General features: G+C 49.4%; 18 protein-coding genes and 1 pseudogene. 14 read left to right on the top strand and 5 right to left on the bottom strand.

The window, feature by feature from the left end:
* Positions 1-114 precede the first annotated feature (114 nt).
* From kdsA to DESTI_RS27500, 8 genes and pseudogenes are all read left to right on the top strand, one after another.
* Positions 115-933: pseudogene (gene kdsA, locus DESTI_RS31865) on the top strand (3-deoxy-8-phosphooctulonate synthase); the annotation flags it as partial.
* A gap of 42 nt (positions 934-975) precedes the next feature.
* The gene (locus DESTI_RS31870) at positions 976-1512 is read left to right on the top strand and encodes a KdsC family phosphatase (protein WP_169316412.1); all 537 of its coding nucleotides are present in this window, start codon (positions 976-978) and stop codon (positions 1510-1512) included.
* Positions 1513-1559: 47 nt separating this feature from the next.
* On the top strand, positions 1560-2168 hold the full coding sequence (gene lptC, locus DESTI_RS27475) for an LPS export ABC transporter periplasmic protein LptC (RefSeq protein ID WP_041286552.1): 609 nt from the start codon (positions 1560-1562) through the stop codon (positions 2166-2168).
* On the top strand, positions 2165-2758 hold the full coding sequence (locus DESTI_RS27480; RefSeq protein WP_157212296.1) for an LptA/OstA family protein: 594 nt from the start codon (positions 2165-2167) through the stop codon (positions 2756-2758). The genes lptC and DESTI_RS27480 overlap by 4 nt, the downstream gene beginning before the upstream one ends.
* Positions 2759-2766: 8 nt before the next feature.
* The gene (lptB, locus tag DESTI_RS27485) at positions 2767-3489 is read left to right on the top strand and encodes an LPS export ABC transporter ATP-binding protein (protein WP_014813212.1); all 723 of its coding nucleotides are present in this window, start codon (positions 2767-2769) and stop codon (positions 3487-3489) included.
* Between the two features lie 13 nt (positions 3490-3502).
* A complete protein-coding gene (rpoN, locus tag DESTI_RS27490) occupies positions 3503-4933 on the top strand; it encodes an RNA polymerase factor sigma-54 (RefSeq protein ID WP_014813213.1) in 1431 nt (476 codons plus the stop codon).
* Positions 4934-4973: 40 nt separating this feature from the next.
* Positions 4974-5516 (top strand): ribosome hibernation-promoting factor, HPF/YfiA family, encoded by a 543-nt coding sequence (gene hpf, locus DESTI_RS27495; protein ID WP_014813214.1) that lies wholly within the window; start codon positions 4974-4976, stop codon positions 5514-5516.
* 135 nt (positions 5517-5651) lie between these two features.
* Positions 5652-6116, top strand: a complete 465-nt coding sequence (locus DESTI_RS27500; protein WP_014813215.1) for a PTS sugar transporter subunit IIA — start codon at positions 5652-5654, stop codon at positions 6114-6116.
* Positions 6117-6131: 15 nt separating this feature from the next.
* On the opposite strand, the gene DESTI_RS27505 is transcribed toward DESTI_RS27500, so the two are convergent.
* Positions 6132-6707, bottom strand: coding sequence for a Fe-S-containing hydro-lyase (locus DESTI_RS27505; RefSeq protein ID WP_014813216.1), 576 nt, complete (start codon positions 6705-6707; stop codon positions 6132-6134).
* A 22-nt stretch (positions 6708-6729) separates the two neighbouring features.
* Positions 6730-7569 carry a fumarate hydratase gene (locus tag DESTI_RS27510; RefSeq protein ID WP_014813217.1) on the bottom strand — a complete coding sequence of 280 codons (840 nt, stop codon included), beginning with the start codon at positions 7567-7569 and terminating at the stop codon, positions 6730-6732.
* 397 nt (positions 7570-7966) lie between these two features.
* On the opposite strand from DESTI_RS27510, the gene DESTI_RS27515 reads away from it, so the two are divergent.
* A complete protein-coding gene (locus tag DESTI_RS27515) occupies positions 7967-8248 on the top strand; it encodes a hypothetical protein (protein ID WP_014813218.1) in 282 nt (93 codons plus the stop codon).
* Positions 8249-8457: 209 nt separating this feature from the next.
* Here the strand turns inward: DESTI_RS27515 and DESTI_RS29580 are convergent, their stop codons facing one another.
* Both DESTI_RS29580 and DESTI_RS27525 read right to left on the bottom strand, forming a co-directional pair.
* A complete protein-coding gene (locus tag DESTI_RS29580; RefSeq protein ID WP_014813220.1) occupies positions 8458-9477 on the bottom strand; it encodes a sensor histidine kinase in 1020 nt (339 codons plus the stop codon).
* Positions 9478-9679: 202 nt separating this feature from the next.
* Positions 9680-15397, bottom strand: a complete 5718-nt coding sequence (locus tag DESTI_RS27525; RefSeq protein WP_014813221.1) for a hybrid sensor histidine kinase/response regulator — start codon at positions 15395-15397, stop codon at positions 9680-9682.
* Positions 15398-16188: 791 nt separating this feature from the next.
* On the opposite strand from DESTI_RS27525, the gene DESTI_RS27530 reads away from it, so the two are divergent.
* From DESTI_RS27530 to DESTI_RS27550, 5 genes are all read left to right on the top strand, one after another.
* Positions 16189-17340 (top strand): ABC transporter substrate-binding protein, encoded by a 1152-nt coding sequence (locus DESTI_RS27530; RefSeq protein ID WP_014813222.1) that lies wholly within the window; start codon positions 16189-16191, stop codon positions 17338-17340.
* Between the two features lie 63 nt (positions 17341-17403).
* Positions 17404-18459: a branched-chain amino acid ABC transporter permease gene (locus DESTI_RS27535; protein WP_014813223.1), complete on the top strand. Its 1056-nt coding sequence runs from the start codon at positions 17404-17406 to the stop codon at positions 18457-18459.
* 33 nt (positions 18460-18492) lie between these two features.
* Positions 18493-19425, top strand: coding sequence for a branched-chain amino acid ABC transporter permease (locus DESTI_RS27540; RefSeq protein ID WP_014813224.1), 933 nt, complete (start codon positions 18493-18495; stop codon positions 19423-19425).
* Positions 19426-19546: 121 nt separating this feature from the next.
* On the top strand, positions 19547-20329 hold the full coding sequence (locus DESTI_RS27545; protein WP_014813225.1) for an ABC transporter ATP-binding protein: 783 nt from the start codon (positions 19547-19549) through the stop codon (positions 20327-20329).
* 214 nt (positions 20330-20543) lie between these two features.
* On the top strand, positions 20544-21248 hold the full coding sequence (locus tag DESTI_RS27550; protein WP_014813226.1) for an ABC transporter ATP-binding protein: 705 nt from the start codon (positions 20544-20546) through the stop codon (positions 21246-21248).
* A 660-nt stretch (positions 21249-21908) separates the two neighbouring features.
* Here the strand turns inward: DESTI_RS27550 and DESTI_RS27555 are convergent.
* On the bottom strand, positions 21909-22781 hold the full coding sequence (locus DESTI_RS27555; RefSeq protein ID WP_041286553.1) for a substrate-binding domain-containing protein: 873 nt from the start codon (positions 22779-22781) through the stop codon (positions 21909-21911).
* Between the last annotated feature and the right edge of the window lie 336 nt (positions 22782-23117).

The raw sequence follows: 23117 nt of genomic DNA on the forward strand, positions 1-23117 counted from the left end.
AGTCATAAGAGGACACTCTTCGGCAGAGGGTACTCTTATGGCTTTTTTATTTTCGCCTCGGCTGAGCATGACATGCTTGTCCCGTATGCGAGTCATGAAGAAGGGAGGAGTTTCATGGTAGATGTGAGTGTTCAAGGGCTGGAAATCGGAAATCGTACATTCGGACCCGACCTGTTCTTAATTCTTGGGCCGTGCGTCATAGAATCGGAGGAACTTACTCTTCGCATTGCTCGAAAGGTAGCCGCAGTGTCCGAAGAGACCGGAATTCCCGTCATCTTCAAGGCGTCCTTCGACAAGGCAAATCGCACTTCCGTGCATTCGTACAGAGGACCAGGGATGGACGCGGGTCTCGAGATTCTTGCGAAAGTCAAAAAGGAAACCGGTTTACCCGTGATTTCAGACATCCATATCCCTGCCCAGGCCGATGCTGCGGCTGAAGTGTTGGACGTCATCCAGATACCCGCTTTTCTCAGCCGTCAAACGGACCTGCTGCTCGCTGCCAGCCGAACGGGTCGTGTCATAAACATCAAGAAAGGTCAGTTTCAGGCCCCGGACGACATGGAGCATGCAATCAAGAAAGTGATATCCGCAGGAAACTCACGGATCATGCTTACGGAGCGCGGTGTAAGTTTCGGGTACCAGGATCTCGTCGCGGACATGCGGTCCATTATCAAGATGAAACGATTCGGTTTTCCTGTTGTTTTCGATGCAACTCATTCCTCCCAGTTCCCGGGTAAAGGCGCCGGACGCTCGGGAGGAGATCGGTCGTTCGTTGCTCCACTAGCCAAGGCGGCTGTTGCAGCCGGAGCGGATGGAATATTCATGGAGGTTCACCCCGATCCCGATCATGCCCTGTGCGACGGGCCGAACTGCTACCATCTGGACCATCTACAGCACCTGGTATTGGTCCTGTCGGCAATTCGTAAAGTCGTTTCTTCAGGAACCGAACAATTCAGCGAACCGGTGTTGAAGAAGATGGATGAGACTCCGGACATTCTCAAAGAAAAACTACAGAAGATTAAGTTGATCGTTTTCGATGTCGACGGGGTGCTCACAGATGGCCGCATCACTTTCGGTAGCCGCGAGATCGAGATAAAATCCTTTCATGTAAGAGACGGACATGGTATAAAGATTGCTAAGAGAAGTGGTCTCAACATCGCTTTTGTCACAGGAAGAAGTTCTGAGGTAGTGGGCAAAAGGGCCGAGGACCTCGGAATCGAGCGCGTTTACCAAGGTATGTGGGATAAAAGACCAGCCTTGGCTGAACTCATGAAAGATCTGCAACTCCTTCCTGAAGAAATCGCGGTGGTGGGCGACGATATCGTCGATATCCCACTTATGAGACGAGTAGGAGTAAGCTTCACCGTACCCGAGGCATCGGAAGAGGTTCAGCGCGAAGCGACGGTTGTAACACAACATGGCGGCGGCCGAGGCGCTGCACGGGAAATAGTGGAAACCATTCTTAAAGCCCAGAACAAATGGGAACAGGCAATGGCCAGATATTACGAGTAAATTCTCAACCTGTACATAGTGAGAATCTCATCAAGAGCGCGGTGGGCATGAATCACAAAGAGATCGAGCGCTGGCACAGGCGCAGAAACATAAAGAGAGCTGCTCAATTTCTCGTTCTTGCGGCGGTTTTGCTGCTGGTAACCGGGTATTCCGCGTCGCGATACTTTCACTCAGACACCGATGATTTCTCTGTCAATTCCGATCCAAATGCCGGAATCACCATAAAGAAATTCACGTACTCTTCTCCCGGCGCACATCCATGGGAATTGGAAGCCGCGAGCGCAATGGTTGCCGAATCACTCGACAAGATAAATCTGCACAAGCCCAGAGTCGTGTATCACGGCGGCAAAGGTGGCAAAATCTTCCTGATTGCAGACACCGGAGATCTGGACAAACAGCGACAAACGGTTCTTGCCCGCGGCAATGTCACGGTTAAATATGAAGACCTGGAGTTTGCTGCCGACAACATCAACTATTCCCAGGAGAAGCAGACAGCGCAGACACAATCGGAAGTGTCTCTGAAAGGTGCGGATTTCCAGGCTACTGGTAAAGGCCTGAAGATGCATATTCAGGAAGAGGAAATCACTATCGAGAACGATGTAAGAGCCCGTTTATTCAACGTGAAGTGGACTGACACCAATAAGGTGACGATGTGAGCACAGGCGGATATTGGAGACAGTTCCTGTTGTGCTTCTTTGTCATTTTGGCCGTACTCGGTTTTTCCACGAGTGCCGGATCGGAAACTCATCCATCGGAAGCGTCGGATCAGCCCATGGAAATCAAATCCATGAAGCTGACCGCAAAGAAGACTTCCACCGGACAGGAACTGGTGTTCGAGGGACGAGTCACCGTCACTCAAGGAAATCTCGTCTTAACCTGTGATCGTTTGGTTGTGATTTACGATCAGAAGACTAAAACAGTATCGGCAGAGATCGATCGTAAAGCCAAGAATCCTGTAATGGATCAGAAAGATCCGGGAACCCTGAAGAGCGCCATCGCTTACGGCAATGTGAAAGTAGTCCAAAACGAGTTGATGGCCGTAGCAGGAAAAGGAATCTTTGACAACCTCAAGAAGACTATTACTCTCACCGATAACCCGAGACTCTCGAGAGGCAAGGATTGGGTTACCGCGAATACGATCGTTATTCATGTGAGTGATAATAGTATGGAAATGATAGGCGAGGAGAAAAACGGGGTCAAAGCGACGATCAACACGAATCCGTCGAAACTGGAAAAGGAAAAGTAGAAGAGAAAGTGCGAGAACTCAGAGCACGAGGTCTTGTCAAAGAGTATAGCGGACGTCGTGTGGTGGACGGCGTAAGTCTGAAGATCAACTCGGGTCAGGTTGTGGGACTTCTAGGGCCGAATGGCGCCGGAAAAACTACGACTTTCTACATGATCACGGGATTGGTAAGACCGGACAGCGGTGAGGTCTATCTCGACGATCAGGACATGTCCCAGTTGCCGGTATATCTCAGAGCAAGATTGGGAATCAACTACCTTCCCCAGGAAACTTCCGTTTTTCGCAAACTTTCCGTAGCAGATAACATCTTGGCCATTCTGGAAATGGTGGAATCGGACAAGACTCGACGAGAAGAGCGCCTCAACGATTTGCTGGAGGAACTCGACATTGCTCATCTGAGAAACCAGAGAGCAGAAAGCTTATCCGGAGGCCAGAAGAGGCGTCTCGAGATCACCAGGGCTCTGGTCACACAACCCGATTTTATTCTTCTGGACGAGCCTTTTGCAGGTCTCGACCCCATTGTGGTCTTGGAAATTCAGAAAATCATCCGTAAACTAAGGGAACAGGGTATAGGAATCGTCATCACGGATCATAATACTAGAGAGACATTAGGAGTATGTGATAAAATATATCTCCTGGATAGAGGCCGTATTTTGGAAGAGGGAGATCCGAAAACCATAGCTTCAAGCGAGCGGGCCCGGGAAGTATATCTCGGTAAGCAATTCAGTATGTAAGATCTTAGGACGCATGGCACTCGAAATCAAACAACAGTTGCGTCAGACTCAGCAATTGGTCATGACGCCTCAGCTTCAGCAGGCAATCAAGCTGCTCCAGTACAATCATCTGGAGATAGTCGAAGCTCTGGAACAGGAACTGAAGGAAAACCCCCTCCTGGAGATTTCTTCTGCGGATGATCCGGTTACACCGCAAGAAGCCGATCAAGACAGCAAACACGATCTAAACCAACTGGAGGAAATGAACAAAGAAGAGCGCCCTGATGCCGATATGTTCGACATTGACTGGGAGAATTATCTGGAAAGCTACGGAGCTGACTATGCTCCGTCGCAGAAAGATTTTTCCGAACGGCCGCCTCTGGAGAACATGGTTACGTACAGGGAAAATCTTTTCCAAAACCTGATTCGGCAGCTTCAACTGAGCGGTATCGAAGGAACGGATCGGCGCATTGCTTTCGAGATAATCGGGAATATCAATGAAGACGGATATCTTGAAAGCCCTTTGGAAGATCTGGCAGAAGAGCTGAATGTGCCTTTTGAGGACGTCTTGCGGGTTCTCATGCTCGTGCAGGCGTTCGATCCGCCGGGAATTGCTGCTCGGGATCTGCAGGAATGTCTGCTCAACCAGGCCTATGTATTGGACCCTCCGGACCGCTTGGCCGTTCGAATCCTCGAAGATGCTTTCGAACAGTTCCAACAAGGAAAACTCGATCTCGTAGCCAGAAAACTGAAAGTTACTGTAGAAGAGGTCAAGAATTCAGCTCAAACCATCGTGAGCCTGGAGCCCAAGCCAGGCAGGCCATATTCAAATTCGGAACCCATTTACGTCGTGCCCGACATCTTTATCATGAAGACGGGAAACGACTATACAATTGTCCTCAATGACGATGGTTTGCCGAAGCTGAAAGTAAGCTCCTTTTATCAAAAGGAACTTCATTCCAACGGCGGAGGACGTGCCAAAGACTACATACAGGAGAAGATGCGAGGTGCTTTGTGGCTCATAAAGAGCATTCATCAGCGCCAGCGAACGATCTACAGAGTGACGCAATCCATAGTGAAATTCCAGCGGGATTTCTTCGATAAAGGTATAGACTACCTGAGACCTCTCATTCTTAAAGACATAGCTGACGATGTGGAAATGCACGAGTCCACCATCAGCCGTGTCACCACAAACAAGTACGTTCATACCCCACGAGGAATTTATGAGCTGAAATATTTCTTCAATTCAGGAATACGTCATGGCAGCGAAGTGATTGCCTCGGAAGCAGTCAAGAATCAGATTTTACGGATCGTAAAAAGCGAAAACCCGAAGAGACCGGCCAGTGATAAACAGATTGTAGAGGAATTGGCGCGATTTCAAATCCAGACAGCACGGCGAACAGTTGCCAAGTACAGGGAAATCCTAGGAATTCCTCCGTCTAGCAAGAGAAAGAAAAAATACTGAGCTCTGGTAGCTTCGGTTAAGTCGGTGAGGAGGTAGTTTTATGCAACTTGCAGTCACATTCAGGCACATGGAGCCCTCTGAGGCGCTCAAAGGTTATGTTCAGGAGAGGACCGGAAGGCTTGTCAAGTACATCGATAAGCCACTGGAAGCCCAGGTTACCCTTACGGTCAACAAATTCCGGCAAATCGTTGATGTGGTAATCAATGCGAATGGTATACGGATAGCGGGACAGGAATCACACGACGACATGTATGCAGCCGTCGATCTCGTCATGGAAAAGATCGAGCGGCAGGTTAAGAAATATCGTGAAAAGATACGGCGCCACAAACCAACTCCCGGTAAAGAGCTCATGTGGCGAAGAGACACGTACGAACTTGAGAGTTTTGAAGACGATCGCGAACCGGTTGTTGTCCATACGGACAGCTATTTCGTAAAACCTATGTCCATAGATGAAGCAGCCATGCAAATGGAACTGTCACACCAGGATTTTCTGGTATTCAATAATGCTTCGACTCAGATGGTCAATGTGTTATATAGAAGGAAAGATGGAAATTACGGTTTAATTGTCCCTCAGAGTTCATAAGCTACCGCGACCTGAACGCTATAGATCGGACATTCTTTTCATGCCCGGTTGTGGATTCAAATCCCGCCGGGCTTAATCACTTGAGCCCGGAGAAGAACGTTTCGGGCTAGCACGATTTGCCGAGTGTTTCTTGCCATGAGGATTCTCGATTTTCTCACCCCAAGCGGAATCATTTCTTCTTTGACAGCTACGTCCAAAGAAGGAGTACTGGCCGAACTGGTCGAACCCATCGCAAATGCCTATCCAGGCATAAATAAAGTGCATTTGATCGACACTCTCATAGGACGCGAAAACCTCGGGAGTACTGGAATCGGCGGAGGTGTGGCCATTCCCCACGGCAAACTGGATGGTTTGGAACATCTTGTAGCCAGCTTCGGAAAAAGCAGCAAAGGGGTCGACTTCAATTCAATGGATAATCGTCCTGCGTTCCTGTTTTTTCTGCTGATCGCTCCCAGGAATTCTGCTGGCGAACATTTGAAAGCATTGGCCCGGATTTCCAGGTTGTTTAAGGACCCTTTACTCAAGACTGCATTACAGCATGCACATACTGCGGACGAAATCTATCGAATACTCGAGGAGTTCGACTTGAGGGTCCCTTAATCTGTCTCCGCTTTATTATTTCCGATACTTATTTCTGCCTACAAGGTACAGGTCGTTACCTGTGCTGTCCACGGCCACAATAGCGGGGAATTCCTTTATGGTGAGTCTGCGCACCGCTTCCGTGCCAAGATCTTCCCATGCCAGGATTTCCGCTGTTTGAATACAGCGCGAGATTAATGCCCCTGTGCCTCCTACTGCCGCAAAGTACACCGCCCCCCATTTGATCATGGCTTTCTTCACTTCGTCCGATCTTTGGCCTTTGCCTATCATCCCTCGCAGTCCGTGTTCGATCAAAAGCGGTGCATACGCGTCCATGCGGTAACTGGTGGTAGGACCCGCTGCTCCGATCGGGCTGCCTGGAGGAGCAGGAGAGGGGCCGACGTAATAAATGACCTGGTCCTTAATATCGAAAGGCAACGGCTTTCCGTCGTTAAGCAGATCCACCATGCGCTTGTGGGCCGCATCCCGTCCGGTGATTATGGTCCCGGACAGAAGCACCGTATCTCCGGCTCTGAGTTCTCTTACTGTTTTCTCGTCCAGGGGAGCAGTAATACGAATCGGCTCGGATATATCTGAAGCAGAATGAGACATGTTTTTCTCCCTGTTCACCAAATCACAGCTCAATTTCGCTATGCCGGCAGGAGTGGCATTGTATATTTACAGCACAAGGAATACTGGCTATATGCGTCGGATACGTATTCACGTGGACTGCAAGCGCTGTAGTGCTGCCTCCGAGCCCCAGGGGACCGATGCCGAGATTGTTTATTCGGCTCAGGAGTTCAGCTTCCAGCTCGGCAAGCATCGGATCTGGATTGACCGTTCCCAGTGGTCTTAGAAGGGACTTCTTGGCCAAAAGAGCGGATTTTTCGAACGTGCCTCCGAGCCCTACACCTACTACAATGGGTGGACACGGATTTCCTCCGGATTCTTCGACACGCTGGACAATGAATTGCTTAACACCTTCAATTCCGGCAGATGGAGGAAACATCGTGACACGGCTCATGTTCTCCGATCCGAATCCCTTGGGCGCGAGAGTTAACTTCAGAGCGTCTCCGGGCACGATCTCGTAATGGATCACTGCGGGAGTATTATCGCCCGTATTGACTCTCGTAATGGGATGGAGCACAGATTTCCTGAGATGACCGTCCCGATAACCTTGACGGACTCCTTCGTGAATCGCTTCTTCAAGATTTCCCCCCGAGATTGCCACATTCTGCCCGATCTCGACGAAAACCACCGCCATGCCGGTATCCTGACACAGGGGGATTCTCTCGGTTTTCGCTATGGAAGCATTTTCCAGAATCCGGCCGAGAATTTCCCGTCCAATAGGGGACTCTTCACGCTTGAGCGATCGTTCGATTGCTTGAATCACGTCATCGCCGAGAATCGTGCAGGCATCCATGCACAACTGGCGAACCGCCGGAATGATACTGCTTGCCAGAATTGTTTTCATGTTCTTGTCCGGTTTTTAGATAAGTGATGAGAGCATAAAGGCAGGATGCCCGAAATTCAACTGCTATTTGCATCAAATTCATCAGTTGGATAGACGACCAGTCATACTCATCCGTTTTTCTTCTCATAATCTGGAAGCTGGAGGTATCCTTCGCTCCGGACGACGCAAAGCCGTCTAATCACTCCGCTCAGGACACGCTCCAGTTTCGTTATCTTATGTGCATCAGCGAAATGATATCAGGTAACTCTCGCGCGGGCTTCCGTGCGGAGGGCCTGGTTGGCATCGGGAATTACGCGGAGAATTTGCCCTGTACGCTTGTAATCGCATTTTTGCGTTCTGCGTTGATTTTGCTTATATTGAACAGTAGTCTTCAGTTTCTGTTTCATGAAGGTGGACGATGCTGGATCATTCCGAAAAAAAGACGATGATATACAATTCTCTGCTGGATTTCTTGGATAGGAAGGGACTTCTGAAGGAGAGACTGCCGTACACGCCTGCCCTCCTTGAGGAAGTGGTCTTCTTTGCGTACAAGATGCGATTAATCACCCAGGGTGAAGTTAAGAAATTTCTCGACCTGGACCGCCAGGGCTTGAAGCAAAAAATCAACGAATGGAACAGCGGCGATGAAGGGAACTGCACGTGCCGCATGGCACGCAACCCCTTTGTGGAACAGCCCTAATCCGAATATGCGCACCTGATCCGAGCAAAGGACATTGCGGCTGAGAATATACTTCCCAGCAATTGTGAAGAAAAATAGATGGGTCGCTTCCATATGCATAAAATGCGAATCAAAAAGATCTTCAGGGGCAATTTCGGCAAAATATTCTTCTATCTTTCCGCACACATGCGATCCGGCACGATGCCAATCTCCCGAGAAATGCCGTGATTTCAAGCATTGTCCCTGGGGCCTGAAAATGACAATTTGAACTCCGTACCATTTACTGATGTAGCCGTAACCGATGCTTCTATTTGGCGAGAAAAGGTCCGTACAAGACTTAAACCGAACGATCGAGGATTATTCACATCAACAGTATCCGGAAGGCCTACTCCGTTGTCACTGACACTCAATTCCGCAACTCTGCCAATAGTTTGTAAGCTTACCTTTACCACGCCTTTTCTATTATCGGGGAAAGCATGCTTGAAACAGTTGGAAACAAGCTCGGTGAGGATTATTCCTACCGGTATTATGATTTCAAGACCGAATACTTGTTCTTTTAGATCCGTCTCCAGAGTGACCGGTCTTCCTACCATGCGGAATGTGTTTACAAGATGATCCAGTAAACCTTTTATATATTCGTTCAACTTCAGTTTCTCTATATTTTGATTGTGATGCAATTGCTCATGCGCCAGAGCCATGGAACGTATGCGATTCTGCACTTCCTGAAACATGGCTAAATGCACTTCGTCTTTCACATACTTGGACTGCAGATTGATAAGGCTGATAATAATGGCAAGATTGTTTTTTACTCGATGATGGATTTCTCTCAAAAGGAATTCTTTTTCTCTCAAAGAAGCTTTTAGGCGATCCTGGGCGTTCTTAACTCTCAAAAGAGAGTTGACGCGAACTCGTAACTCAAGTAAATCCAGTGGCTTGCTTATGAAGTCATTTGCTCCTGCTTCGACCGCATGCAGTCTATCCTGTTTGCTGTCCAGGACTGTCACCATGATCACCGGAACGTCGCCGAAATGAGTGTGTTTCCGAATGGCTGCGGCTGTCTGGAATCCGTCCATTTCCGGCATCATGGCATCGAGCAGTACCAAATCGATAGACTCGTCCAGTTTGCGGAGCGCCTCACTGCCGTTGGAGGCCTCCTCTGTCTCTAATCCGAGAGCTTCGAGCATGCTTTTCAGGAGCTCCACATTTTGGCGCTCGTCATCCACAACGAGAATACGATTCGGCCGCGGCATGGCTATTTTTCTCCCTCAATCTTGCGTGTGATACCAAAGTGCTTTCATAGAAGGAATATTGAGAAACCTGTTATTTGCCGGTCCCGGCAAATCTCCTTCGCTACGAAGGCCACGCCTTGGCGTGGCTGACTTCGCTTCGGAGACGTGCCGGGACCGGATTTGCTAGACGTTACTTCTTTGAACGCACATTTGTATGAGTACGTCACAGTTTTCGATCTCTGTCGATGAGCCGTCTTATGGTGTCATAGAACTCTTCAACTTTAATGGGTTTTCGCAGATACTCGTTACAACCCGCCTCCAACGCCTTTTCCCTGTCACTGTCCATGGCATGAGCTGTCAAAGCGACAATAGGAACGAGTTGTGAGTGTTCTCTGATTATCTTGGTTGCCGTCAATCCATCCATTCCGGGCAAGCCCACGTCCATCAGGATCAAATCCGCCCCCTCGGTTAAGAAGGCGGCCACCCCTTCTTCCGCTGTACTCTTGTGTATGACGCGATATGATTGTTTTTCGAGCAACTCCCGGATAAGACGCACATTGGCCTCATTATCCTCCACAACAAGGACCGTCGCCTCGGATGGGTTATCCTGAATCCTGTCGTACGTTCGAACAAGCGAAGACGATGCCAAGTCACTGGAAGAACTGGGATCTGTAAAGACCTGGTCTACAGGAATACTAAAAACAAAGGTACTTCCCTGGTTAAAACCTGCGCTCTGCACGTGAATAGTGCCCCCATGAAGTTCCACCAGTTCTCTGGTGAGAGCGAGCCCGAGTCCTGTACCTTTCTGCCGGGATTCAACAGGTGCATTCAACTGAACAAAGGGTTCGAATATTCGTTCTTGATCTTCCTGAAGGATGCCTATTCCGGTATCGGAAACGCTTATGCTTAAGGCATTAGGTTCCATTGATGCTTCAAGCTCGATTCTTCCTTCATCCGGCGTGAATTTGGCCGCGTTCGACAAGAGATTTACGACTATTTGTTTGAATTTCACTTCATCAGCTACGATCTTCACCCCGCGGAGGCTCTCGGGTATGTGAACAATTATATCCAAGTGTTTCCGAAGAGCCTTCTCCTTTATCATTATCGTGCAGTGCTTGAGGAGCTGTCCGATGTTCACCGGCTTGAGATCGAGTTCCATCTTTCCGGATTCGACTTTTGCCAGATCCAGGATGTTGTTTATCAGTTCGAGGAGATGATGGCCTCCAATTGAGATTTCGCGAACATATTGCAACTGCTTTTCCGTGAGTTTACCTCCCCATTGTTCATTGAGGAGTTGAGAAAATCCAATTATGGCATTGAGCGGGGTTCGCAATTCATGACTCATGTGAGCAAGGAACTCGCTCTTGGCACGGCTTGCCGATTCTGCTTGAATTTTTGCCCGATACAGCTCTTCCTGGGCACTCTGGCGAACTTCGATTTCGTGGGACAGATCCTTATTGGATTTCTCAAGTTCCGACGTGCGCTCTGCCACCAATTGCTCCATTCGTTCGTACAATCTCGCGTTTTCGATTGAAATGGCAGCCTGGGAAGAGAGCATCCTCAACGTCTCAAGTCGGTGTGGAGTAAATGCGTGACTGGAGAGATTATTCTCGAGATACAGCATACCGATGAGGCTCCCGTGGTGCAGGATAGGTACGCACAAGACGGATTTGGGTTTCTTCTCCATTATATAGGGATCCGAGGTGAATGCTCCTTCACGGACAGGATCGTTCAAAACCAGGCTTTCACTGGTGCGCAGGACGTACATGACTACCGCGGAGCAGAGTTCGCATTTCTCTATTGGAGTAGGCTGCAGATCCTGGACGATCATCTGGCTGACACAAGCTTCGGCTTTTACTTCAAGACGATTTCCGGACCGGAAGATAAGAAATCCTTTTTCCGCCCCCGCAGTCTCAATAACTGTCTTCATCAGTTTTTCGACGAGCTTCTCGAGGAGAATTTCACCGGATATAACCTGGGAAGCTTTCATGATCCATGCAAGATCTAAATCCCTGTGGAAATCAGTACTCCCCGTTGAAGCAGAGTCCCGGGAGGTCACAACGATTTGCGACTCTGCCGGCCCTTCAAAAAACAGTCGGTATTTCGCTTCGAGTTGTTCCACTTTAGCAGCAGCCCCCCATTTTTTGTAGCAATAATGAGCATCAACAATTTTCGTCCGGGCGAGATCGAGATTACTCCGGGATAAGTAAAATTTCCCTGCAAGTTCGTTGGCTAAAGCCTCTTCGTTCTGATAGGCATTTTCTCGCGCAAGGGTTATGGCTTGTTCATAGAGTTCGCCCGCCAATTCGTACTTACCCTTGATTCTTAATAGTTCCGCTTTAACCAGAATGTACTTATGGAGAAAATTCATAGGTGCGTGCTTTGCCCATTTGCGCAATTTTCTTTGATTCAGGTGCACTCTCCACAAATGAATTTTCTGCTTGGTTTTGTCGCAAACGGATAATCTGGCGAGCGAATCGTAGAAATTGAGGGTCGGAATCGCAGGCGTCCCAAGTATCCCGGACTCATGTTTTTGAGCCAGCATTACATTTTCAAGCGCTTTCGAATGTTCTTCAAAAATGTAACAGAGTGTTGCTTTATTCAGGTAAGTGACACACATTCCACTTCGGTCGTTTGCCTCCTGAAAAACTCGCAGCATAATATTTTCGTCAAAGACATCGCCTACCAAAGTGCATGGATCGGGCGATTTTCCCATAAGATTAAGAACTGTTTGATGGAAGATAAATAAAAGTCTCAAAGCGGATTCATGCTTGATTTTCCGTATAAGCTCACTATATTGGGTCATCTTTTCGTGCAATGCCGGCAATTCCCATCCAACGCGAAACCCCCCGGAACAATACATGTAAGCGCAATGAGCCGCATCTTCCAGGCTGCCGTTTTCTATGCCTATACCAATAGCCTCCTGCAAAGTTCCGAGAAGTTTGGCGTAATGTTCCTTCCAGGGTTTGACAAAAAAATTCACTATCATGACAATGTTGACTCGGAGTTTCGCGGTATCAAAGCGTTCCGTCAGCCTCAAGGCGAGATTTCCGAGAGCGTAACCTTTGTTTATGTCTCCCAGAACTCCAATATACAAGAAGCCCAGAATAGCGTACGCAAGCACCGATTCACGAGAAATCCCGTACCGTATGGATAGTTCCAGTGACTTCAGCGTAACCACCGGTGCAAACTCGGGATGGGCAGCGTACAGTGCCTTGCCCAGCTTGGACATTATCTTGAGAGCCGCGAGTTTCTTGCTGTCTGTCATGACCGGTAACGAGCCGAGCGAGTCGATATCCCTCTTCCTGAAGATAAAAAATCCTTTTGTGAGTGCCCAAAAGAGGTGAAGTCGGGAGGGCTTCCGAGGAATTCTCACCCCCAGCATTCGTAATACCGGGATTGCTGTTTGCACCGCCTCAATCATCTTATATTGGGCTGTCGATGCTTGAATCCGGATTTCACATACTTTCGCTTTGTCCAAGATTTCCTGTGAATGTTCCAGGACCTTTTTACAGTAGAATTCCATGGTGACAAAGTTTCCGGTCAAATAGGCCGACTCTGCCAACTGTCTGTAGAGTTCGAGAGCAAGGGATTCCCCATGAGGTAAAGGGTATTCTTTCAGGGCTCTTATTCCTGCTTGAAAGTATTTGAGCCCTGCCTCGAACGCCGCAGACGCATGAGCTTTCCTCCCGGCGAGCAGATTGAGTTCCGCCAGCAGCATCCGTTCATCTTTTTCTGTGATGAACTCAAGTCCCAAATTCAGTTGATCCACAATATTCAGGATCTTTTTGTCCCATTCCCGGCGAGGAGTCCCCTGCAACAAGAGTCGTCCCACAGTGGCATGGACGAATCTTTTTTCCTCATCGGGAATACATCCATAAGCTGCTTGCTGGACCCGATCGTGACAAAATCGGAATTCTGCAGTATCCACACGATCGACTCCGGCACGCAATAAAGAGAGACTCAGCTCGGGCTCCAACGGAAGCAATAGCCCTTCCTCAACTGCTTGGGAAAGGAATTCCTCTGTTTCAGATTCTTCCTTCTTCATTACGAGGGCAAGATCCTCAAGGCTGAAACGGCTTCCCAGGCATGCAGCCAATTTCAGGCACGCCTGAGTCTCCTCATTCAGGCGCTGAATCTTGTCTGCCATGAGTTCAACAATGTTGTCGGTAATATTACGAGATTGAATGTGAGATAAATCCCACTGCCATACGCCCTGGCGATGGTCAAAGATCAACAGTCCCGTCAGGTACAATGACATGAGGAATTCGCCTACATGAAACGGATTGCCTCCTGTTTTCTTGAGTACAAGGTCTGCCAGTTGACCGACCGACTGTCCATTCGTGTTCAGCGCATCTGCGCAGATGGCATTTACGGAATCAAGGTCCAGCGACTGCAATTTAATGAGCGGGATGTGCTCCGAACAGGTCTTGAGTCGATCGATAGTGGCATGCAATGAATGTTGGGCATCTATTTCTTTGTCTCGAAAAGCCCCTATAAAAACGAGATGTCCTATATCCGAATCGGTCAAGATAAATTCCAGGAGACTCAGCGATGCCGTATCTATCCATTGCAGATCGTCAAGAAAGAGTATTAACGGCTCTTCCTGTTCGCAGAAGACCTGGAAAAAACGAAAGAATGCCAGGTTGAACCGGTTTCGGAATTCCTGAGGCTCAGCGGGTGAAGGTGCAGGTTGAGAACCGATTACCAGCTCCAGCTCAGGGATGAGATCCGACAGAATTCCGGCATTCGGACCGAGTGCCGAGAGCAGCTTCTCTCTGTATCTCTGGAGCTGCTGATCGTTCCCCATCAGAATGTGCTGCAGCATTGCAAGTGCAGCATCTTTTAATGCCGAATAGGGGAAATTCCGAGAAAACTGCTCGCACTTTCCCCATGCAAAAAAACGTTCCGGCAAAGACTTGAACGTTTCCATCACCAGGGCAGTTTTGCCGATTCCGGGATCCCCTGCTACAAACCCGAAACGTTTGGTCCCCTGTTTGAATCCGGTGAGCAATCCGGCGAGTTCGGCTCTCTCACGATCTCGGCCATACAATTTTTGTGGAATACGCAACCGTTCCGGTCTGTCCGTGGAAGCAAGGGGGAAAGCTTCAATGCTACCGGATTCTTTTAATTGTTTCAGGCAGTTGTTTAAATCCCATTTAATGCCCCAGGCGCTCTGATATCTTTGATCAGGGTTTTTGGCAAGGAGTTTCATTATGATATCTGAGACGATTTGCGGAATTTCGGGGTTCACTTCAGCAGGCGATTCAGGCATTCGAGCTATTTGAGAGTGAATTATCTCGAGGGGATCCTGAGTATCGAAAGGTATTTTAGCGCACAGCAGCTCGTACAGAGTCATTCCCAAAGAATAGTAGTCAGTACGATAATCTGTGGCTAAAGCGGTTCTTCCCGTTTGTTCGGGAGACATATACTGAAGAGTTCCGGAAAATTTCGTATCATGCGATGCTGCTTGTTCTCGCGAGAATGTCCCTGCGAGATCGAAATCGATCAGTTTTACAATGCCGGTTGCCGGATTCAGTACGATGTTGGAAGGGTTTACATCTTTGTGAATAATCTGTGCGGAGTGAATTTCACCCAGAATTCCAGCCAACTCCGAACCGATTCGAAGAATCTCCGGAACGGAGAAAAAATGGCTTTCGATTCGATCGAGGGAACTGCCGTAGCAATCTTCCAGAACCAGGACGGGTCCGCGACCGTGATCCTCGATGCCGTACGCTTTGATTACGCCTTCCAAATTCAAAGATTCAAGTATTTTGTACTCTTTTTTGCGTCTGTCCGTCTCCTGAATCGAAGGCCGCTCATCCGTGAAGGTTTTCAGGATAACCGGTGTTCCATCGCTGCCGCGAGTTGCTCGAACGACAAGCGATCTTGTCCCCCTGTATATGGTTTCAGTTATGAGGTAGCCTGGAAAAACCCGCATTGGAATACTCATGCCGCTCAAGCCAGCGCCATGCCTTCCGAAAAATATGGAGCTGTTAGAAACAAATCCCTATGAAAAAAGCACAATCTGTCACAGGACTTTACGCTAAACAATTCATGCACACAAGAGAAAAGATCCTCTCAACTAACCTTTAGGTTATACGAATAACCGGCAAATTGCGGCTTGGATAGATGTCACAAAAAGCCCTTGCTTCCAATCGTCTTATTTCTTCGTAAAATACGGTTCTTGATGTGAGAATCTCCCGTTCATGCTCCCTGTTACCGTTTTGCATTCAGGATGCTAACTGCACTGACCTGTGCTCGTCAGTGGTACCCCTGTGCCCGGGCCTGATGTCAGTCTTGGGTGCCACGGACCTGTCCTGTAAGTCCGTGGCACCGCCTCAATGAGGACTATTTTGACTGCAAGTCCGCATGACATGGTTTGATGAGATATAGCCATTGCCAAGATAAATGACCGAAACTCAGCGCAGATGTTAGTCGAAAAATCTCCCCTTTATAGAAGGGGGGGGGTAGAGGGGATTTCCCCACGAATGACTGAAAGCATACAAACCGCGTCAAGATTCTCTTGACGGCCAAGTTGCCGAAAAGTATAGTGTCTGTTTACGGAGGAAGATCGCTGACACCTCCTTGGGGGATTCTCCTCGGTCGATTCGCCAATGCTGCAAGGCCCAAGTTCCCTCTCGAGAATCGGTGAGACGATTGCCGCTATTCTGGCTCACGCACTCTTGTTCGTGATTCCCCGAAACAGACTGTTCTCATGGAGGTCAGGACGTGAAAGCACGCTCTACTGTGTTCTTCGTACTATTGGCGCTTTTGGCTGTGGGCTTCGGCGTTTATGGTACTACCATCGCAAACGCGGAAAAAGGTCTTGAAGGTGAAATCCCAATGGGCGCCGTTTGGTCGCTGACCGGAGATGCGGCTGTCTACGGATCGTCGCAGAAAAACGCTTCCATATTGGCGGTGGACGAAATAAACAAATCCGGCATGTTGGGCACGGCCAAGATAAAACTGATCACTGAAGACGATCGCTCGACAAAGGAAGGCGCTATCGCCGCCTTTGACAATCTTATCAAGAAGAACAAGGTCATTGCCATATTGGGTCCTACCCTGTCGAATTCGGCAAAAGCCTCAAATCCCATTGCCCAGGAATCCAAAGTGATAGTCCTCGGAGTGTCGAATACGGCAGGGGGCATTGTCGAAATCGGCGACTTCATCTTCCGAGACAGTCTTCCTGAAAGCGCTGTCCAGCCGAATACTATCCAGATGACCATGGACAAGTTGGGCTACAAAAAAGTAGCCGTCATGTACGGTGATGATGACGTGTTCACCAAAGGCGGTTATGACGTGTTCAAGAAGGTGCTTGAAGAAAAAGGCATCCAGGTATTGACCACGGAAACATTCAAGAGGAAGGATACCGATTTTTCGGCTCAACTCACCAAAATTAAAGGTCTTAATCCGGAACAGATAATCGTCTCTGCGCTGGCGGAAGAAGCAGCAGGAATAATGACGCAAGGGCGACAGCTCGGCATTCCCGAATCGGTCCACTTCATAGGCGGGAATGGCTTCAATTCTCCTAAACTGGCGCAGCTTGCCGGCCCATTTGCAGAAGGTGCAATTTCCGGTGCTGCCTGGTTCATAGGTAATGACACGCCGGGAAACAAGGCTTTTGTGGAAGCCTACAAGGCGCGTTATGGTTCCAATCCGGACCAATTCGCTGCTCAGGCTTATGCCGGTGTTTACATACTCGCACACGCGATTAAAACAGCAGGTTCTGCCGATTCGAAGGCTGTCAGGGACGTCCTGGCAAAGATTAAGGATCTGGACACGGTTCTCGGAAAATTCTCCATGAATGAGAAACGGGACCCGGTACACTCTCCAGTCGTGCAGATCATCAAGAATGGAAAATTTGAATTATTCCAATAATGGACACCCGGAAAGGGAGGGCGAGACATCACTCGCCTCCCCATTTCCGGTGAGGTTACCTGTATGACCCAACTGCCCCAGCAATTGATTAACGGTATATGGCAAGGAGCTGCTCTCGCTCTCTTTGCCATGGGATACACATTGGTTTTCGGTGTCCTGAATATTGTTAATCTGGCTCACGGCGCGACGTTCATGTGGGGTGCATTCTTTGCATTTCTCTGTGTCACAAAGCTTAATTGGCCTCTCTGGGCAGCTATCCCGGTGGCAATGGTCGGGGCAGGGGTGCTCGCTGTATTGATCGATCGCCTCGCGTTCAAACCGCTTCGCTCTTTGACGGCAGGGGGGCTGGTTCTTTGGGGTGCGTTTATTCTGCTCATAGTGGGCATGGTGGGTGAGTGGGCTCACCCCGTGAAAATGGGAATAACCATAGTCGCTTCTGTGCTCATGGCTGTGGGTTTTGTGCAGGACTATCGATCGATCAGACCTTTGCGGCAGCGTGAAGTCCCGCACCTGTCCCCGATGATCTCCTCCATTGGGGCCACGTTCATCCTTGTCAGCCTGGCCATTGGTGCATTTGGAGCACAGGTTTCGCGGTTTCCGCTCAATCTCTTTCCTGCCATGCCGTACCACATAACCAAAGATGCCGTTATCTCTCCCATACAGGCATTAGTGCTGGTGCTGTCATTGATCCTCATGCTGGTGCTCAATCTGTTACTGAAGCGTACCCAGATGGGAAGAGCGATAAGGGCCATAGCCTGGAACGAGCGTACCGCACGACTCCTGGGCATCAACGTTGATTTTGTGGTAGCCCAGACCTTCTTCATTTCAGGGGCTCTTGCCGGAGCGGCGGGAGTGCTCCTCGGGCTGGCATTCAATCGCCTGGAGCCAACAATGGGCCACGAGGTGGAATTGGCCGGTCTCACGGTGATCATTGTGGGAGGTATGGGCAGCATAGGTGGCGCGGCTTTGGCCGCTTTTCTCGTGGGAATGATACGGGTTCTGAGTGTGGCTTATGTGGACAGCAGTTTCCGGGATGCGTTTGTTTTCGGATTGCTGATCCTTGTCCTTCTCGTACGTCCTAGCGGCATTTTCGGTCGTAGCAAAACCGTACGAGCTTAAAAGGCGAAGTTCCAGGGCGGACACGTTAATCTTATGCCGGAATTTATCACGAACAATCTTTCGATTATCAATTTTGTGTTGATAAACATCGCACTCGGTCTCAGCATTTACTTGACGCTTGCAACCGGGCTTCTGTCTCTTTCGAATGCAGGGTTTATGGCGATAGGCGCTTACACAGTAGCCATTCTGCTCACAAAAGCTCAGTTGCCACTGAGTCTTGGCCTTATTGTGGCCATTCTGCTTGCCGCTGCGGTTGCTCTGCCATTCGGAATGCTGGTACTACGACTGCGTGACATCTATTTGGCCATCGCCACCCTTGGATTCGGAGAAATAATCAGAATAATCGCACTCAACGGTGACAAGCTTGTTCGCTTATTCAGCAAGGATAAGGACATAACTGTTTTTCAGGGGGCAGAAGGAATCACTCTGACGTACACTACTCCACCGACGATTCTCGGGCTGCCCGAAACCACATGGTCCGTTCTGCTTTATGTGATAATAGTAGCTTACCTGCTTGCTACACTGCAGTATTCCCGGTACGGCAGGATCATGGCTGCCATCAGGCAGGATGAAACCGCTGCCTCCACTCTGGGAATCAATGTGGTGCGTTACAAGCTGTTGGTTTTTGTGTTGGGAGCGATAATTGCCGCCGGTGCAGGTGCACTCAGTGTTCCCATCGTACGAGTCATAGATCCCCATAACTATGTTTTCGGCCGAGCAGTCGACATCTTGGCTTACGCGGTGCTGGGGGGCATGACCCACTGGGCGGGTCCGATCATAGGGGCCACCGTGCTTACGTCATTGCCCGAAGTGCTACGCTTTCTCAAGGACCAAAGGGACATCGTTAACGGCCTGATCATCATGTTGTCCATCATCTATCTGCCGTCGGGGTTGGCGGATCCTCGGATTTGGGATTTCTTCAAGAAGAAACTGTCATTTTCGAAGAGTTCAAGACGAGGTACATAATTATCATAAAATCGGGTCATTGAAGCGACCCGGGAAAGCAATTCGGCGACAATTCTCTGTTCGCGAGTTTCAAGTATCCGGCAGATGCAGTCGCAAATCTCGAACAAGAGGTAGTTCATTAATGGCGCAACAACCAGCCGGACCGCTGCTGGAAATAAAAGCTGTGACCCGAATGTTCGGCGGTCTTATGGCGCTGGATGAAGTGTCGTTTCAGGTGCCGCAAGGAGCGATCTGCGGCTTGATCGGACCGAATGGAGCGGGCAAGACTACTCTGATCAATGTGATAAGCGGACTGGTGCCCGTCACGAAAGGGGACATCTTACTGGATGGCCAATTGATAAGCGGACTGCCGCCTCATCGGATCGCCCAACAGGGAATCGGACGCACGTTCCAGAATATTCGTCTCTTCTCGGAACTTTCAGTACTTGAGAACGTTATGATGGGGCATCATCTTAAGCAGCGCGGGACCTTGATCGAGACTCTGTTGCGTCTTCCACGTAGTCGTAAAGATGAACGGCTTTCATCAGAGGAGTCTTTGAAATTGCTTCGCCGGTTGAACATGGAACATCTGGCGCATGTTCCTGCGAAGGCACTGTCTTATGGGGATCAAAGACGGGTAGAGATCGCCCGTGCTCTGGCTGTGGAGCCTCGCCTTCTCCTTTTGGACGAACCCGCTGCAGGTATGAACAGCACTGAGACGGCACAGCTTACGGACTTCCTGCTTGAGTTAAGCAAGACTTCGCTGACACTTCTCGTTATCGAACATGATATGGACTTGATCATGCGTATCAGCGATCTTGTGGTAGTCCTTAATTTTGGAGTAAAAATTGCCGACGGACCGCCCGGTTCCGTCCGAGATGACCCTCTGGTGGTTGAGGCATATCTTGGCGAAGATGAAGATTAATCTTTCATCGACCGGCGTGATAGCAATGTGCGTTCAAAGAAGTAGCATCTGGCAAATCCGGTCCCGGCATGTCTCCGAAGCGAAGTCAGGCCGTGCCGTTCGTAGCGAAGGAGATTTGGCGGGACCGGCCCAAAACAGATCTCTCAATAGCATATTGGTATGAGATAGGATACGGAACAATGGTTGGAACGGGCAAACGAGGTGATCATCCGACATGCTGATCGTGCGAGATCTTCATACTTCATATGGAGCAATTGCGGCTCTACAGGGAGTCAGTTTCGAGGTCCCTGAAGGGAGTGTGGTTGCTCTCGTGGGAGCGAACGGAGCCGGAAAATCCACCACTCTTAACACGATCAGCGGGCTTCTGAGGCCGGAGAGCGGGTCCATCCGTTTTGGAGAGAACGAAATTGCAGGTTGGAGACCCGATCGTGTGACAGGGCTTGGACTGGTGCAGGTGCCGGAAGGAAGGCAAGTGCTGGGCAGCCTCACTGTGGAAGAAAATCTGTTGCTGGGGGCCTATACTCGCAAAGACTTGGATGTTTCAAGAGATCTCAGAGACATTTACGAACGCTTCCCCCATTTGAAGAAACGTCGTCGCCAGATTGCCGATTCCCTTTCCGGAGGCGAACAACAGATGCTTGTCTTGGGGAGAGCATTAATGGCTCGCCCAAAACTGCTGATGCTGGATGAACCTTCCCTGGGCCTCGCTCCTTTGATCGTAAAGGAAGTCTTCCGTATCATCGCCGAACTTAAAGAGCGCACGACCATCCTGCTAGTCGAGCAGAACGCCCGGAAGGCTCTACAAGTAGCCAATTACGGGTACGTGTTGGAAGGTGGCCGCGTGGTCCAGGAAGGCCCTGCCGATCAGTTGCAGGGAGACCCCCGTATCGTGGAAGCGTACCTGGGACGTAAACAGTAATAGAGGTATCCTCTTTGCGAATGGTTGAATATCCCGTAATCGTTCAGTTACGCGGGTTAGAGAAGATCTTCTCCTGTAATCATGGTCCCTCCGACTCTATAAATCCCCTCTTCCCCCATGAGCGTTAGAATAAACGAATCCACTTTCAACTTTCCTGGTGGGGGTCGGCGTCTCTGCCGACCCATGTTGATGGAAAACGCCCGCGAACAGCGATGAATCCACCATTCAGCAACTGACTTAATCCTTGTCATTGCGAGGAGCGCAGCGACGTGGCAATCGCCTGGGACTCAGGCGCTTAATGTCAGGCGATTGCTTCGCTTCGCTCGCAATGACAACCATTCAGATTCTATAAAGAAGGACAGGAGGGATTTTCCCCCCGATTAACTCAATAATACGGAGGAATCCCCTGTTTGCCTCGTTACAACTTTACCGAGCTCCTTTTAATTTAAGGAGTTCCATCACGTCGGCATGTCGCCCGACGGTAGAGAACGTCAAAGCAGTAGCTCCGGTCTTCGATTTCAAATTCACATCAAACGACTGCCATGGATAATTCATATTCAAGCTCCCCGGAATACGTCGGGCTAAATAGGATTAGTACCAAAGCTATACACCAGAAGCTTTTCACGACCTTCCTCCTTGGATTTTTTCAGGTATGAGGTACTAGTTCTTGCTCTCAAGATCTCGAGGCCTGGGATTCCTGGCTGCACAGAACTTGAAAAACTCCATGGTGCAGGTATTCGCTCGATTGGCCGGTACACAGAGAAGATACGGTCTCGTGATCGGGTAGGTTCCTTCGTCGATACTCTCACGGGTAGGAGCTATGGCGGGTGAACGGTCGTCTTTTTTTAGTGCCACTACTTTGATCTTCTTGTCCATTCCTTGCTCGATAAGACGCTCCAGATTTCTCATACGAATGAGTCCGATTGCATTTTCGTCTTCTCCTACGGCTGCCGGTATAGAGCGGAAAAAAGAAACCAATTTTGCTCCTGGAGCGAAATTGCCGTGAAGAAAGTCTTCCGCCAGGTATTTGTGCGAACCCGATCGAACAGATTCGTTTATCGCTATGACCTGAACAGGTTTTTCCTGACCGCCCACCTGTGTCCAACTCGTAAGTTCACCCACAAACAGTTTACGCGCCTGATCCACAGTCAAGCTTACGACGGGATTCGCGGGATTTACTATGACGACTATTCCGCCCCATCCGATTGCGGCTTCCTGCAGATCGAGCCCCTTGGATTTAGCTGCCTCGATTTCCTTCTTTGAGAGACGGTTACTTATCATGGCTACTTCAGCCTCGCCGCTGAAGAGCGTTTCCATGCCCGATTCGTTGGCTCCGCCACTCACAACTATGGTGCAACTGCGATCGGGAGAGCTGAATTCGCCTGCATACATGGTCATGATATGAGCCATGCTTTCAGACCCTCTCACTCGCACAACACCTCTGCCTGACTCGGTAAACCCGTTTTCACACATACTGAGCGCAAGAAGAAAAGAAAGAGACACAAAACCAAGACCCGTCCACGTTCTGATCACAACGTCCTCCTGAGTGCGGCAAATCACCATCTTGCCCCTTACGATCACGTAAGATCATTCTTGTACAAGAGAGCGACTGCGCTACACACGCGAGTTTGGTTTTGGGAATCTTCTCGGAAATCTTACCAAATCGAAATAGCAAATGGAATGCTAAAATATCGGAGCTCAAATGGCTTAGAAATATGTTGTTCTCGGTTACAACGGTTCATTGAGAGCTTTCCCGGAAGGTGTGTCGAGTGAGTATCACGCACTAATTCTGTAGCAGTGAATGAAACCAAGTGGTTCGGAATGTAATGTGCGCTGCAATTCCACTCAGCAGGCCACAATCGGCGTGCG

The sequence above is a fragment of the Desulfomonile tiedjei DSM 6799 genome, from assembly GCF_000266945.1.
In the GTDB taxonomy this organism is placed as follows: domain Bacteria; phylum Desulfobacterota; class Desulfomonilia; order Desulfomonilales; family Desulfomonilaceae; genus Desulfomonile; species Desulfomonile tiedjei.

Bases quoted from the DNA above. Each gene is read 5' to 3' on its own strand.
- hpf (WP_014813214.1), top strand. From the start codon at position 4,974: ATGCAACTTGCAGTCACATTCAGGCACATGGAGCCCTCTGAGGCGCTC.
- rpoN (WP_014813213.1), top strand. From the start codon at position 3,503: ATGGCACTCGAAATCAAACAACAGTTGCGTCAGACTCAGCAATTGGTC.
- lptC (WP_041286552.1), top strand. From the start codon at position 1,560: ATGAATCACAAAGAGATCGAGCGCTGGCACAGGCGCAGAAACATAAAG.
- DESTI_RS27550 (WP_014813226.1), top strand. From the start codon at position 20,544: ATGCTGATCGTGCGAGATCTTCATACTTCATATGGAGCAATTGCGGCT.
- DESTI_RS27525 (WP_014813221.1), bottom strand. From the start codon at position 15,397: ATGCGGGTTTTTCCAGGCTACCTCATAACTGAAACCATATACAGGGGG.
- DESTI_RS27510 (WP_014813217.1), bottom strand. From the start codon at position 7,569: ATGAAAACAATTCTGGCAAGCAGTATCATTCCGGCGGTTCGCCAGTTG.
- DESTI_RS27535 (WP_014813223.1), top strand. From the start codon at position 17,404: ATGACCCAACTGCCCCAGCAATTGATTAACGGTATATGGCAAGGAGCT.
- DESTI_RS27515 (WP_014813218.1), top strand. From the start codon at position 7,967: ATGCTGGATCATTCCGAAAAAAAGACGATGATATACAATTCTCTGCTG.
- DESTI_RS27540 (WP_014813224.1), top strand. From the start codon at position 18,493: ATGCCGGAATTTATCACGAACAATCTTTCGATTATCAATTTTGTGTTG.
- DESTI_RS29580 (WP_014813220.1), bottom strand. From the start codon at position 9,477: ATGCCGCGGCCGAATCGTATTCTCGTTGTGGATGACGAGCGCCAAAAT.
- DESTI_RS27505 (WP_014813216.1), bottom strand. From the start codon at position 6,707: ATGTCTCATTCTGCTTCAGATATATCCGAGCCGATTCGTATTACTGCT.
- DESTI_RS27500 (WP_014813215.1), top strand. From the start codon at position 5,652: ATGAGGATTCTCGATTTTCTCACCCCAAGCGGAATCATTTCTTCTTTG.
- DESTI_RS31870 (WP_169316412.1), top strand. From the start codon at position 976: ATGGATGAGACTCCGGACATTCTCAAAGAAAAACTACAGAAGATTAAG.
- DESTI_RS27545 (WP_014813225.1), top strand. From the start codon at position 19,547: ATGGCGCAACAACCAGCCGGACCGCTGCTGGAAATAAAAGCTGTGACC.